The 13,127-nt window shown below is 71.5% G+C and carries 13 protein-coding genes; 6 read left to right on the forward strand and 7 right to left on the reverse strand.

Annotation, left to right across the window (positions count from 1 at the left end):
- Positions 1-79 precede the first annotated feature (79 nt).
- The 4 genes from ACZ3I4_RS18505 to ACZ3I4_RS18520 all read right to left on the reverse strand — a co-directional run bounded on the left by ACZ3I4_RS18505 (position 80) and on the right by ACZ3I4_RS18520 (position 5,590).
- Positions 80-664, reverse strand: a complete 585-nt coding sequence (locus ACZ3I4_RS18505; RefSeq protein WP_465383160.1) for a DinB family protein — start codon at positions 662-664, stop codon at positions 80-82.
- A gap of 39 nt (positions 665-703) precedes the next feature.
- The gene (locus tag ACZ3I4_RS18510) at positions 704-1,363 is read right to left on the reverse strand and encodes a GNAT family N-acetyltransferase (protein ID WP_465383161.1); all 660 of its coding nucleotides are present in this window, start codon (positions 1,361-1,363) and stop codon (positions 704-706) included.
- A 52-nt stretch (positions 1,364-1,415) separates the two neighbouring features.
- Positions 1,416-4,475: a putative bifunctional diguanylate cyclase/phosphodiesterase gene (locus ACZ3I4_RS18515; protein ID WP_465383162.1), complete on the reverse strand. Its 3,060-nt coding sequence runs from the start codon at positions 4,473-4,475 to the stop codon at positions 1,416-1,418.
- Between the two features lie 80 nt (positions 4,476-4,555).
- Positions 4,556-5,590: a Gfo/Idh/MocA family protein gene (locus ACZ3I4_RS18520; protein WP_465383163.1), complete on the reverse strand. Its 1,035-nt coding sequence runs from the start codon at positions 5,588-5,590 to the stop codon at positions 4,556-4,558.
- 56 nt (positions 5,591-5,646) lie between these two features.
- On the opposite strand from ACZ3I4_RS18520, the gene ACZ3I4_RS18525 reads away from it, so the two are divergent.
- Entirely contained in the window at positions 5,647-7,095 is a 1,449-nt protein-coding gene (locus ACZ3I4_RS18525; protein WP_465383164.1) for an MFS transporter, read from the forward strand.
- A gap of 204 nt (positions 7,096-7,299) precedes the next feature.
- On the forward strand, positions 7,300-7,602 hold the full coding sequence (locus ACZ3I4_RS18530) for a GNAT family N-acetyltransferase (RefSeq protein ID WP_465383165.1): 303 nt from the start codon (positions 7,300-7,302) through the stop codon (positions 7,600-7,602).
- On the opposite strand, the gene ACZ3I4_RS18535 is transcribed toward ACZ3I4_RS18530, so the two are convergent.
- On the reverse strand, positions 7,603-8,514 hold the full coding sequence (locus ACZ3I4_RS18535) for a 5'-3' exonuclease (RefSeq protein WP_465383166.1): 912 nt from the start codon (positions 8,512-8,514) through the stop codon (positions 7,603-7,605). It lies immediately after the preceding gene.
- Between the two features lie 60 nt (positions 8,515-8,574).
- On the opposite strand from ACZ3I4_RS18535, the gene ACZ3I4_RS18540 reads away from it, so the two are divergent.
- From ACZ3I4_RS18540 to ACZ3I4_RS18550, 3 genes are all read left to right on the forward strand, one after another.
- Positions 8,575-9,720 carry an acyl-CoA dehydrogenase family protein gene (locus ACZ3I4_RS18540; RefSeq protein WP_465383167.1) on the forward strand — a complete coding sequence of 382 codons (1,146 nt, stop codon included), beginning with the start codon at positions 8,575-8,577 and terminating at the stop codon, positions 9,718-9,720.
- 53 nt (positions 9,721-9,773) lie between these two features.
- Positions 9,774-10,004 carry a putative signal transducing protein gene (locus ACZ3I4_RS18545; protein WP_465383168.1) on the forward strand — a complete coding sequence of 77 codons (231 nt, stop codon included), beginning with the start codon at positions 9,774-9,776 and terminating at the stop codon, positions 10,002-10,004.
- Positions 10,005-10,074: 70 nt separating this feature from the next.
- Positions 10,075-10,530 (forward strand): Lrp/AsnC family transcriptional regulator, encoded by a 456-nt coding sequence (locus ACZ3I4_RS18550; RefSeq protein WP_465383169.1) that lies wholly within the window; start codon positions 10,075-10,077, stop codon positions 10,528-10,530.
- On the opposite strand, the gene ACZ3I4_RS18555 is transcribed toward ACZ3I4_RS18550, so the two are convergent.
- A complete protein-coding gene (locus ACZ3I4_RS18555) occupies positions 10,527-11,249 on the reverse strand; it encodes a class I SAM-dependent methyltransferase (protein WP_465383170.1) in 723 nt (240 codons plus the stop codon). The two genes, ACZ3I4_RS18550 and ACZ3I4_RS18555, sit on opposite strands and share 4 nt — an antisense overlap.
- A gap of 129 nt (positions 11,250-11,378) precedes the next feature.
- Between ACZ3I4_RS18555 and ACZ3I4_RS18560 the strand changes: the two genes are divergently transcribed.
- A complete protein-coding gene (locus ACZ3I4_RS18560; RefSeq protein WP_465383171.1) occupies positions 11,379-11,570 on the forward strand; it encodes a CsbD family protein in 192 nt (63 codons plus the stop codon).
- Positions 11,571-11,680: 110 nt separating this feature from the next.
- Here ACZ3I4_RS18560 and ACZ3I4_RS18565 read toward each other — a convergent pair whose 3' ends face one another.
- On the reverse strand, positions 11,681-13,048 hold the full coding sequence (locus ACZ3I4_RS18565) for a KamA family radical SAM protein (RefSeq protein ID WP_465383172.1): 1,368 nt from the start codon (positions 13,046-13,048) through the stop codon (positions 11,681-11,683).
- Positions 13,049-13,127 lie beyond the last annotated feature (79 nt).

The raw sequence follows: 13,127 nt of genomic DNA on the forward strand, positions 1-13,127 counted from the left end.
TTGTAACCGGCCTTTCGCGGGCCGCGCGCAGGCGGAATCTGGGCCCCGGCGCAGGTCTGGTCCAGTTATGAAACACGCCTTAGACGCTGCGAGCGGCCTTTTCCAGCCGCTCCCGATGGGCGACCCACCACTCGGCGTCCTGCCCCGGCATGTTGCTGTTGGTGCCGCTCAGCCCGGCCGCGCCGTCGATCAGCTCGCGCACGATGTCGGCGTGCCCCGCGTGCCGCTGCACCTCGGCGGTGACGTGCACCAGCACGCGGTGCAACGGCACGTCACGCCGGTCGGCCGGCCACCACGGCACCGCGCCGCGGCCGTCCAGCGGCAACGACCCGATCGTCTCGGCGGCGTGCGCCCACACCCGGCGGTAGAGCGCCACGATGTCCTCGCGGGTCTCCGACACGTCGGCCCACATGTCCGAGTTGGGCTCGGCGTCCTCCTCCATGAACGGCAGGGTCTCGGGGAACGGCCGCCCGAAGGTGGCCCCGAAGTAGCCCGCCTCGACACCGGCGCAGTGCTTGACCAGCCCGAGAAGGTTGGTGCCGGTGGGCACGAGCGGGCGGCGCACGTCGTATTCGGACAGGCCGTCGAGCTTCCACAGCAGCGCGTCCCGCGCGTACTGCAGGTAGTTCACCAGATCGGCCTTCAGCGCTGAGTCGTCAACCATGAGGAGAGCATGCCATCGGTGCACCACAGCGCCCGCCGGTCAGGCGGCGCGGCGGTAGGTCCCGAACACCACCTCGTGGTCGACCTGGAAGCCGAGCCGCTCGTAGAGCCGGACGGCGGCCACATTGCCCGCCTCCACGTGCAGGAACGGCAGGTCGCCGCGCTCGAGGATGCCGGCCGCGACGGCCATGGTCAGGCGGGCGGCCAGGCCCTGACCGCGGAAGGCGGGGTCGGTGCAGACCGCGCTGACCTCCGTCCACCCCGGCATGCGGAACCGCTCGCCGGCCATGGCGACCAGCTTGCCCTCGTGACGGATGCCCAGATAGTCGCCGAGCTCGACGGTGCGCTTGCCGAACGGGCCGGGCCGGGAGCGCTCGACCAGCTCCAGCATCTCGGGCACATCGGTCTCGGTCAGCCGTACGGTTCCGGGGTCGTGCACGCCGGTCATGGTGTGACCGGCCATCTGCACGCCCGGCGTCACCGACACGGCTTCCCAGCCCGCCGGCGCCTGGATGGCCGGGGCCGTGAGCAGCGCGCGGTCGGTCAGCTCGGCCAGGTCGGCCCAGGCGCCGGGGTCGCCGACATCGGCGACGGCACACCAGGGACCCACGTCGGATCGGAAACGGGCGGCGTCACCGGACGCCTCGGCGAAGCAGGCCTGTGGCCCGGAGAGGGCGGCCCACACGGGATTCTTCAGCACCCCTCCGACCCTGCCGCCTGGCGCCCATGACCGCCAGTGAATAACCCGAAATTCAGGCGGCCGAGAGGCCGCGCAGCTCGGCCGGGGCGCGGCGCCGGGTGACGAGCTCGTGCGGCCACACCGGCTTGGAGAAGAGGTAACCCTGCCCGTACGGGCATCCCATGCCGGCCAGTTCGGCCCGCTGCCCCTCGTCCTCGATGCCCTCGGCCACCACGGCCAGGTCGAGGTTGCGGGCCAGCGTGACGATCGCGTCGACCAGGGCGCGCTGCTGCTCGCTGCCGAGGACGTCGTCGATGAACGACTTGTCGACCTTGAGGACGTCGACCGGCATCTGGCGCAGGTAGCTCAGCGACGAGTAGCCGGTGCCGAAGTCGTCGATCGCGATCCGCACGCCCAGGCCCCGCAGCTCGCCGAGGTCGCTCCAGACCTGCTCGGCGTCGCGCAGCAGCAGGCTCTCGGTGATCTCGAGGAGCAGCCACTCCGGCTTCGCGCCGCTGTCGGCCAGGGCCTCGCGCACCAGGTCGACGAACCCGGGGGTGCGGAACTGGCGGGCCGAGACGTTGACGCTGACGTACCGCAGCGTGGTCTCGGGGTCGGCGGCGCGCAGGCCGGCGAACTCGGTCAGCGCGGCGCGCAGCACCCACCGGCCGATCTCGACGATGACGCCGCTCTCCTCGGCCACCTCGATGAAGTGGTACGGGCTGAGCAGTCCACGGGTCGGATGCTGCCAGCGCACCAGCGCCTCCACGCCGACGGTGTCGCCGCTGGTGAGCTCGACGATCGGCTGGTACATGACCGCGAACTGCTCGCCCTCGATGGCCTCGTGCAGCGCGGCCCGGGTCTCGAGCCGCTGCACCATCGCGGTGTGCAGGTCGCTCTGATAGCGCTGCCAGGTGCCCTTGGCCTCGCCCTTGGCCTGATAGAGGGCCAGGTCGGCGTGGCGCAGCAGCTCGGTGGCGGAACCGGCGTCGCGGTTGGTGGCGACGCCGACGCTGGCCGCGCCGCTGACGATGTGGCTGCCGCCGATGCCGTCGGCCACCTCGACCGGCACGGCGAGGGCCTGGACGATGCGCTCGGCCAGGTCCTCGGCCCGGGTGGCGTCGTGGCTCTGCTCGATCAGGATGGCGAACTCGTCGCCGCCCATCCGCGCGGCCGTGTCGGCGACCCCGATGATCTGCGAGATCCGCTCGCCCACGGTGACCAGCAGCTGGTCGCCGACGGCGTGCCCGAGGGTGTCGTTGACGTCCTTGAAGTCGTCGAGGTCGACGAAGAGCACGGCGATGGTGGCGTCGTCGCGCTCGGCGACCGTGAACGCCTGCTCGAGGCGGTTGCGGAACAGCACGCGGTTGGCCAGCCCGGTCAGACCGTCGTGGAAGGCCAGGTGGGACAGGTCTTCCTCGAGGCGGCGGCGCTCGGTCACGTCGCGCATGGTCAGCACCAGGCCCCGTACGGTGGGGTCGTCGCGCAGGTCGCGGCCGGCGCACTCGATCTGCAGCAGCCGGCCGTCGCCGCACAGCACGGCCAGGTCGGTCGCCTCAGCCTGGTCACGCCCGGTGCGGACGGCGGCCAGGGCCTCGGCCAGCGCGGTGTGGTGGCTGACCGCGATCAGCGCCGCGAGCGGCGTGCCGGTCAGGTCGGGGTGACCGAGCACGGTGTCGGCCGACGGGGAGGCGTAGGTGATGATGTCGTCGCCGTCGACGATGAGGATGACGTCCGACGCGTTCTGGATCAGCGTCCGGAAGTAGGCCTCGCTGTTGCGGCGGTTGACCTCGCCGGTCAGGCCGATCCGCTGCATGACCACCTCGAGCTGGCCCAGCAGCGCCTCGAAGGTCGGCTTCATCTCGCGCAGCACGGCCCCGGAGGCGCCGAGCATGCCGGCGGCGACGCGGCCCTCGCCCGGCAGCGGCATGGTGGCGTACAGGAAATGCTCGAAGTCGCCGGACCGTGCGCCCTCGGGCAGTTCGTTCGCCGTGAGCAGGCGGATCCCGGGCTCGTGGGGGACCCCGGCGGTGGCCGTGATGCTGAGCCGGAAGGGCTCGCCGGGCGGCATCAGCGTCTCGACGCCGTCGCGGATGGCCTGCGCGGCCTCCGGCTCGGTGGTGGCCGCGAACACGGCCGATCCGGCCTGATGCAACGCGCGCTCGCGGGCCCGGGCCTGCCGCTGGGCGACCGCGAGGCCGTTGACCCGGCCCAGCACGAGCAGGAACATCAGCGCGGCGGCGCCGGCGATGACCGGGGCGTCGACGACCCCGCCCCGGTCCGACTCGATGTCGGCGCCATTGATCCACTCGATGTAGAGGACGGCCGGCGCGATCAGCGCGGCCGTGGCCATGAGGGCCAGCCGGCCGCTCCGCAGGTCGGTGCCGGCGGCCTGCGGAAGCTTCTCGGTGAGCGACACCATCGACGGGGTGAGCGCGGCCCACCCCATGACGGCGTAGAAGACGATCCAGCCGAGGTCGACCGGGCCGCCCAGCGACCAGGCGCTGTTGAGCTGGCTCTGGCCGTAGAAGATGTCGCTGACCAGCAGGCCGGCGATGGCAACGACGATCGCGATCAGCGCCCGCGGCTTGCGGCCGGGGCTGGTGAGCATGCGCAGCGTGAGAGCCAGCGCCAGCACGTCGCCGAACGGGTAGCCGATCGAGACGACCTTCTCCAGCAAGGTGAGCTCGTGCGAGCGGGTGAACGGCGCGATCCAGTACACCCACGAGAGCAGTCCGAGGCCGACGGTGGGTACCAGCGCGTCGAGCAGCGCGGCCCGGTTGCTGGCGCCGCCCCGGGACCGCACGAACAGCAGGAAGGCGGCCGTGAGCAGCGGGTAGACCAGCAGATAGAGCAGATCGGTGTAGCCCGGGAAGGCGGGATCGCGGCCCAGGAACAGGATCAGGTTGTAGAGCGAGTCGCCGGTCGTGAAGCACACCAGCGCGGCCGCGGTCAGATACCACGGCAGGCGGCGCGCGGGGCGGTTGAGGCGGACCCCGACCAGCACCATCGCGGCGCTGGAATAGCCGAGCAGGGCCCAGGTCAGCAGGTGGGCGTCGGGGAAGGCGTAGTAGACCGCGGACAGCGCCAGGATCCACGCGCCGAAAGCGGCGCGAGCAGCTCGCGTCGTCATCGGCCCTCCTCCGCCTCGTGCGTCCAGCTGTCCTGACCTTTCATCGGGCGGCCGGGTCGCGGCCTGAGCGATTGTCCGATCTAGCGCCAGGCCGGCGCGGGAATCGTCACCTTCTGGTCGGTATCGGCGGATTCCTCGACGGCCAGGGCAATGAGGTGATCATGGGCGCCGTCGGCCAGCGGGTAGGGCGGCGGGCCGTCCCCGCGCACCCAGTCGGCCATCCGCCGCAGCAGGGTCGCGATCGCGATCTCCTCGTCGTTGAAGCGCCGGCCCGGGAACGGGTTGCGGAACAGCACCCGGTCGCCCAGCGTGATGGTGTCGGTGTCGAAGTCGTCCAGGTCGAGGTCGTAGCCGGTCTGCCGGCGCACGAGCGGGGAACGCACGATCGTCCGGGGCTCCGTGAGCCGCACGACCTCGTCGTCGCGAAGCTCACCATGGGTCCCGCGGACGACGATCCGGCGGAACCGAAGCTGGTTGTGCCACTGATTGTCGGTGAAGTCGTAGAGCCCGGACAGCCCGTCGCCGAAATCGATCGTGGCGATCGTCGTGGTGGCCGGCTTGGGCTCGGGGTCGTCGGTCCAGCCGTCGCGGGTCAGCGGGTCGACCAGCGGGGCCGTGGTGCGGGTGGCCCGCACGGTGACCGGGCCGCGGCCCACGCCCAGGAAGCCGCGCATCATCGAGACCGCGTGGTACATGTGGGTCGACGACACCTGCACCTGGGTGGGCTCGCCGATCACCCCGGCCCGTACGGCGGCCAGGCGCGCGGCGTGGGCGGGCACCAGAAGGTATTGCTCGGCCACCTGGACCAGGCCGGTGTCGCCGGTGCGCTCCCAGAGGGCGGCCAGCCCGTCGGCGCCGGGGGCGGGCGGCGTCTCGGCCAGCACGGGCAGGCCGCGGCCGACCGCCTCGGCGATCACCGACGGGTTCGCGTCCCAGGGCACGGCGGTGACCACGAAGTCGGGTCGCAGGTCGTCCAGCGACGAGAACGTGGGCACCGGCAGATCGCGCGGCGTGCGCACCACCGCGCCGACGCACTCGACGTCGGGCAGAGCCGCCGCCAGCCGCCAGAACATCTCGGCCCGCCACCCGGACCCCACCACCGCGAACGACGTCATGCGGCACACACTAGATCCCGGGTTAGCCCCGGATCGACCGGGGAACCGGGTCATCCGTGACATCCGAACAGTCCACGCGCTGGAAGGCGCTCACCGTCGCCCTGGTCGCGGGCTTCATGACCCTGCTCGATGTGAGCATCGTCAACGTCGCCCTGCCCTCGATCCGCGACGAACTTCAACTCAGCTCGGCCGAACTGCAGTGGGTGCTCTCCGGATACGCGCTCACCTTCGGCCTGCTGCTCGTGCCGGCGGGCCGTTTCGGCGACGCCCGCGGCCGCCGCAACGCCTTCATCGCCGGGCTCGTTCTGTTCACCCTGGCCAGCGCGGCCGCCGGTCTGGCCCAGTCGGCGCTGTGGCTGGTCGTCGCCCGGCTGGTGCAGGGCGCGGCCGCCGGCATCGTCAACCCGCAGGTCTCCGGCCTGATCCAGCAGATGTTCGAGCCCAAGGAGCGCGGCCGGCCGTTCGGCCTGCTGGGCGCGACCATCGGCGTCTCCACGGCGGTCGGGCCGCTGCTGGGCGGCGTGCTGATCGCCGCCATGGGCCCGGCCGAGGGCTGGCGCTGGATCTTCTACCTCAACATCCCGATCGGCATCGTCGCCGTCTGGCTGGGCTACCGGTGGATCCCGGCGGCGGCGACCGGGGAGAAGCGCCGGGAGAGCCTGGACCCGGTCGGTGTGGCCCTGCTGGGCGTGGGCGTCGTGCTGCTTCTTCTGCCGCTGGTGCAGGAACGCGAGTGGCAGGGTTCGTGGAAGTGGCTGCTGGCGCTGGCCGGCGTGCTGGTGCTGGCCGGGTTCTGGGCCTGGGAGCGCTATTACGGCCGCACCCGGACCGCCCTGGTCGAGCTGGGTCTGTTCAAGGTCCGCTCGTACGCCCTGGGCGCGCTGATCGGGCTGCTGTACTTCGCCGGGTTCACCACGATCTTCTTCATCTACACGCTCTATCTGCAGAGCGGGCTGGGTTACAGCGCCCTCGAGGCGGGCCTGGCCATCACCCCGTTCGCGGTCGGCTCGGCGATCGCCTCCGCGGTCGGCGGCCGGTTCGTGCAGCGCTTCGGGCGTCACATGGTCGTCGGCGGCCTGATCGCGGTCATCGCCGGACTGGCCGCGGCCGACGTCAGCCTGCAGCTCGTTCCCGGCTCGGGCGGCGGCTGGGCGGCCGCGTTCCCTCTGCTGGTGGCCGGCCTGGGCAGCGGCTTCGTGATCAGCCCGAACCAGACGCTGACCCTGTCCGAGGTGCCGGTGGCCCGGGCGGGCAGCGCCGGTGCGGTGCTGCAGACCGGCCAGCGCATCGGCACGGCCATGGGCATCGCCGCCGTCGGCTCGTTCTTCTTCAACCGGCTCGCCGCGGGCCACGGCGACTGGGGTGGCGCGTTCCGGGGCGCCCTGTGGCTGACGGTCAGCTTCGTGGCGGTTGCCCTGGTGGCCGCGCTGGCCGACGTACTCTCGGGCCGGCGTGAGCGCACGCCCGACGGCGGCCGCGACCCGGTCGACGTGGCTGGTCGGTAGGTCTGCGACATGCGGAACCGCGGAGGCGGCGATGATTCGGGAACTCGGCAGGCCCGGTGATCTCGGCTGGGTGATCAAGGCGCACGGCGAGCTGTACGCGTCCGAGTGGGGCTGGGACACGTCGTTCGAGGCGCTGGTGGCGCAGATCGTGGCCGGCTTCGCGAGCGGGCACGACCCCGTACGGGAAAGGCCTGGATCGCCGAAGTGGACGGTCGTCGTGCCGGCTGCGTGTTCTGCATGGACGGCGGTGCGGACACGGCCGTGCTCCGGGTGCTGCTGGTGGATCCGGTCGCGCGCGGCCACGGCGTCGGCGCGCAACTGGTCGACACCTGCCTCGGCTTCGCGCGCGACACGGGTTATGCCCGGATCCGACTGTGGACCACCGACCAGCAGAAGGCCGCGCGCAAGGTCTATCTGGCCCGCGGCTTCGAGCTGACCGGCGAAGACCCGCACCCGGGGTTCGGCACGGGCGAGGTCACCGGCCAGACGTACGTCCTGACGCTCTGATCAGCCGGCGAGCGCGTCGACCAGCCGCTTGGCCGAGCCGGCCAGGTTCCAGCGCTCGGCCAGCGCGATCAGGGCCTCCGGATCCTTGGGGGAGCGGGGCATGGCCGGGTCGAAGCCGGGCAGTTTCACGTCGAGAGCCACCTTGCACACCGGCAGCGCCCGGGCCAGATAGTCGCGCGACGCGTCGAGTTTGGCGCGCACGCCCGGCGCGAAACCGGCGTCCGGATCGTCCAGCGCGGCCAGGATCTGCTCGACCCCGCCGTACCGCATGACCAGCCGCGCCGCGGTCTTCTCGCCCACGCCCGGGACACCCGGCAGGCCGTCGCTGGCGTCGCCGCGCATGGCCGCGAAGTCGGCGTACCACTTCGCGGGCACCCCGTACTTGGTCTCGACCAGCGTGTTGTCGGCGTCCTCGAGCTTGGCCACGCCGCGCCCGCAGTAGAGCAGCCGGGTGCCGCGATCGTCGTCGACCAGCTGGAACAGGTCGCGGTCGCCCGACACGACCTCGACCGGGCCGGGCTGGGTGGCCGCGAGGGTGCCGAGCACGTCGTCGGCCTCGTAACCGTCCACGCCGAACGCCGGGATGCCCACCGCGGCCAGCACCTCGAGCAGGATCGGCACCTGCTTCTCCAGCGCGGGCGGCACCACCTCGACATCGCCGTGGGCCACGCGGTGCTTCTTGTACGACGGCACCAGCTCGACCCGCCAGGCCGGCCGCCAGCTCGCGTCGAGCGCGCAGACGATCCGATCGGGCCGCCGGGTGCGGATCAGCTGGGCGATCATGTCCATGAAGCCGCGGATCGCGTTCACCGGCTCGCCCGCGCTGGTCTGGGCGGCCTTCTCGGGGATGCCGTGGAAGGCGCGGAAGTAGAGGCTGGGGGCGTCGACGGCGAGCAGCGGCTGTGCGGTCACCGTGCCACCTTAACGGCAGCTTGTCGCCGCGCTACCCAAACGACCGTTAAGCTGAGCGGTGTGACGGTTGACCGGATGCTCCCCACCGCCGAGGCCCATGACCTGCTCGAGCTGACCCGCGAGCTGTGCGAGCGCGAGCTGGCCCCCCGGGCCGCCGATTTCGAGGCGCGGGGCGAGTTCCCGCGCGAGGTGCTGCGCACGATCGGCCGTTCCGGCCTGCTCGGCCTGCCCTATCCCGAGGAGGTGGGTGGCGCCGCCCAGCCCTACGAGGTGTATCTGCAGGTCCTCGAGACCCTGGCCGGCACCTGGCTGGCCATGGCCGAGGCGGTCAGCGTGCACACCTTGGCCTGCTATCCGGTGTACGCCCACGGCAGCGACACCCTGCGCAAGATGCTGCCCGACATGCTCGGCGGCGAACTGCTCGGCGCGTACTGCCTGTCCGAGCCGCAGGGCGGCAGCGATGCCGCGTCGTTGCAGACCAGGGCGGCGTGCGACGGCGACGGGGGCTGGGTCGTCAACGGCACCAAGGCCTGGATCACCCACGGCCGCGACGCCGATTTCTACAACATCTTCGCCCGTACGGGTGGAGCCGGCGCCCGCGGCATCTCGTGCCTGCTGGCCGACGCGGGCACACCCGGGCTCGAGCCTCAGAAGGCGGAGAAGGTGATGGGCCTGCGGTCGTCGGCCCCGTCGCAGATCGTCTTCGACAACTGCCGGCTCGACGCCGACCGGCTGGTGGGCGCCGAGGGCACTGGCTTCACGATCGCCATGGAGGCCCTCGACGCCGGCCGCCTGGGCATCGCCGCGTGCGCCGTCGGCCTGGCCCAGGCCGCCCTCGACTACTCGGTCGGTTACGCCCGCGAGCGCGAGCAGTTCGGCCGCCCGATCGCGGGCTTCCAGGGCGTCGGCTTCATGCTGGCCGACATGGCCACCCAGATCTCGGCCGCCCGCGCGCTGCTGCTCAGCGCGGCCCGCCTCAAGGACGCCGGCCGCCCGTTCTCCATCGAGGCGGCCAAGGCCAAGCTGTTCGCGACCGACGTGGCCATGCGCGTGACCACCGACGCCGTCCAGGTGCTGGGCGGCGCCGGCTATGTCAGCGACCACCCGGCCGAGCGCTGGTTCCGCGAGGCCAAGGTCCTGCAGATCGTCGAGGGGACCAACCAGATCCAGCGTCTGGTGATCAGCCGGGCCCTCGTCACCGGCTGACACGCGCCGCGCCAGGCGTGCGCGGGAGCCGATCTTCGGCAATGCTGGCAGCCATGGAAAACACCGAGGGTGTCACCGTGGCCGTCGCCGGCTCCCAGATCGAGGCCGACCTGATCGTCGGTCTGCTGCGCAGCAACGGCCTGCGGGCGATCGCGCTGGCCGACGACGCCGGCGGTCTCGACCCGGCCCTGGCCGTCACCGACGGCGTGCCGGTGCAGGTCAACGCCGAGGACGAGGCGCCCGCCCGCGCGCTGCTGGCTGAGGCCGAGAAGAACGCGTCGTAAGCCGTCCGGCCGTCGATCCTCCGACCGGCGTCCGGTGGTGCCCGGCGTCCGGTTCGGTAGGGTGGCGCCCGTGGAAGAGATCGACCGGGCGATCGTGGGCGCCCTCACCGCGGACGGGCGGCTGTCGTACACGGACCTGGCCGAGCGGGTCGGGCTGAGCGTGTCGGCCGTGCACCAGCGGGTCCGGCGGCTCGAGCAGCGCGGGGTGATCTCCGGTTACACGGCCAAGGTCTCGTACGAGGCCCTGCAGTTGCCGTTGACCGCGTTCGTGGCGATCCGCCCGTTCGACCCGTCGCAGCCCGACGACGCCCCCGAACGGCTGGCCCACCTGCCCGAGATCGACTCGTGCTACTCGGTGGCCGGCGAGGACTTCTACATGCTCATCGTCCGCGTCGGCAGCCCGGCCGACCTCGAGCGCCTGCTGCAGGAGATCCGGACCGCCGCCAACGTCACCACCCGGACGACCGTGGTGCTCTCCACCCCGTACGAGAATCGCCCGCCCCGGATCAGCGCCGAGCTGGCCTAAACCAGCGTCGCCCGGGCGCATTCGGTGACGTAGGGCAGGGTGAACTCGGTGCGCCCGACCAGGTCGGGGTGGGTCGCCATCAGCCGGCGCACCTCCATCAGCAGCGCGGCCCGCTCGTCCGGCTCCAGCAGGATCACGTAGCTGCGCGACGCCACCATGTCGATCAGCCGCTCCGGCCCGATCGTCTCGGTCCACTCGAAACGGGCGATCTCCACCGTCCCGAACGGCGCCCCGATGGCGGTGTCCCGTTCGGACTCCGGGCTGCCGATGATCTCGCCGAGCCGGCGGACCCAGCCGGCCCGCTCGTCCCGCAGATTCCACAACAGCCCGATCCGCCCGCCCGGCGTCAGCACCCGCCCGATCTCGGGAGCGGCCCGCGACGGCTCCACCCAATGCCAGGCCTGCGCCATTAGCACGGCCTCGGCCGACCGGTCGGGGAGCGGAATCTCTTCGGCGCTGCCCTGCAGGGCGGCCACGTCCGGCACCGACCGCCGCAGTTGCTCGAGCATCCCCTCGGACGGCTCGACCGCCGTGACCGGCAGGCCGCGATCGCGGATCTGACGGGTCAGCTTGCCCGTTCCGGCCCCGAGGTCGATCACCCGCGGGGTGCCCGGTGGCAGAAGCCAGTCGAGCGCCTCGGCCGGATAGGACGGCCGTCCCCGCTCGTAGATCTCGGCGGCGGGACCGAACGAGTTGGCATGCGCAGCGCGGTCGTTCACATTCGCGATCTTATAGCTCCGCCATTACACCTAGGATCCTAGGATGCCTTACGGGGTGTGCGGCGGGTTTCGGGGGAGAGCGCATCGGGCAAGGAGTCGGCGAGCCGCACACCACGGAGGTTTTGAGCGATGAGCTTCACCGACAAGGTCAAGAACGAGGCCGAGGAACTGACCGGCAAGGCCAAGCAGGCCGTGGGACGGGCTACCGACAACGAGAGCCTGGTCGCCGAGGGTCAGGCGCAGGAGACCAGCGCCCACGCCAAGAAGGCCGGCGAGCACGTGAAGGATGCGGGCAAGGACGTCCGCGACGCCTTCAGCTGATCGGCCCGCCGCCCGGCACAGGGGCGGGTCACGAGTTTCCGAGCGCCAGTCGCGAGGAATCCAAAGGAACAGCCCCCGGGAGCGATCCCGGGGGCTGTTGCATGTGCTGGTCAGGCCGGGGCCGAGGCCGCGGCTTCCTGCTTGCGCCACCAGTCCTGGCCCGACTCGGGCAGGGTGTCGATCGGGTCGTAGTAGGCGTGCAGCTTCGACAACGCCTCGTCGTCGTGCTGCTCGATCGACGTGCGGTAGTTCTTGGTCCAGTACGAGATGCCGTGTTCCCGGTCGTACTCGGCGACCATGTGCACCCAGCGCTTGCCCACGAACGGCACGTCGCAGACGATCCGCGGGGTGGCGTAGCCGGGCAGGTAGCCCATCATGTCGTGCTGCAGCTGCTGGGCGTGCCAGACCGGCACCCGCCAGTGCTCGGCGTTGGGGATCATGTCGCACATGTAGAAGTAGTACGGCAGGATGCCGGCCTCGCCCTGCAGTCCGAAGCAGAGGTCGAGCAGGTCGGCCGTGGTGGCGTTGACCCCGCGCATCAGCACGCCCTGGTTGCGGACGTCGCGGACGCCCACCTCGAGCAGGGTCTGCGCGGCCCGGGCGACCAGCGGGGTCAGCGAGTTGACGTGGTTGACGTGGGTGTGCACGGCCAGGTTGACGCCGCGCCGCTGGGCCGTGATGGCCACCCGGTGCAGGCCCTCGACCACGTCGGGCTGCAGCCAGTGCTGGGGCAGGCCCATCAGCGCCTTGGTGGCCAGGCGGATGTCGCGCACGGTGGGCACCGCGAGCAGGCCCATCAGGTACGCCTCGAGCTGCTTCCACGGCACGTTGGCGACGTCGCCGCCGCTGACGACCACATCGCGGACGCCGGGGTGGGCCCGCAGATAGGCCAGGTGGGCGTCGTACCGGTCGACCGGCTTGAGGGTGAGCTTGAGTTTGTCGACGGTGGGCGTGCTGTTGCCGACCAGGTCCATCCGGGTGCAGTGCCCGCAGTACTGCGGGCAGGTCGACAGCAGCTCGGCCAGGACCTTGGTGGGGTAGCGGTGGGTGAGCCCTTCGGCGACCCACATGTCGTGCTCGTGCAGCGAGTCGCGGGTGGCGTGCGGGTGCGACGGCCAGTCGAGGTGACGGTCGGTGGCGACCGGCAGCATGTAGCGCCGGATCGGATCGGCGTAGAACGTCTCCGTGGTGGGGACGCGATCCGGGACCATGGTGTTGAGCATCTGCGGCGGGATCAGCATCGACATCGTGGCCAGGCGCTTCTGGTCGGTTTCGAGGTCGGTGTAGAAGCTCTCGTCGAGCAGGTCGCCCATGAGCGCGCGCAGCTGCTTGACGTTCTTGACGCAGTTGACCCGCTGCCATTGGGCGGACTGCCACTGGGCCTCGGTCACGTCGCGCCACCCGGGGAAGCGGGTCCAGTCGGGCTCGACCAGGGTGCGGCGGCGGTACTCGTACGGCTGTCCGGCGGGCTGGGTCACGGAGCCTCCCTGATCGATCGTTCGGACGGCTCCAACGTACTGGAGGATTTCCGGTCTGGTAAACAGTCAGCCGGAGGAT

Source organism: Actinoplanes sp. NPDC021490, assembly GCF_055562135.1.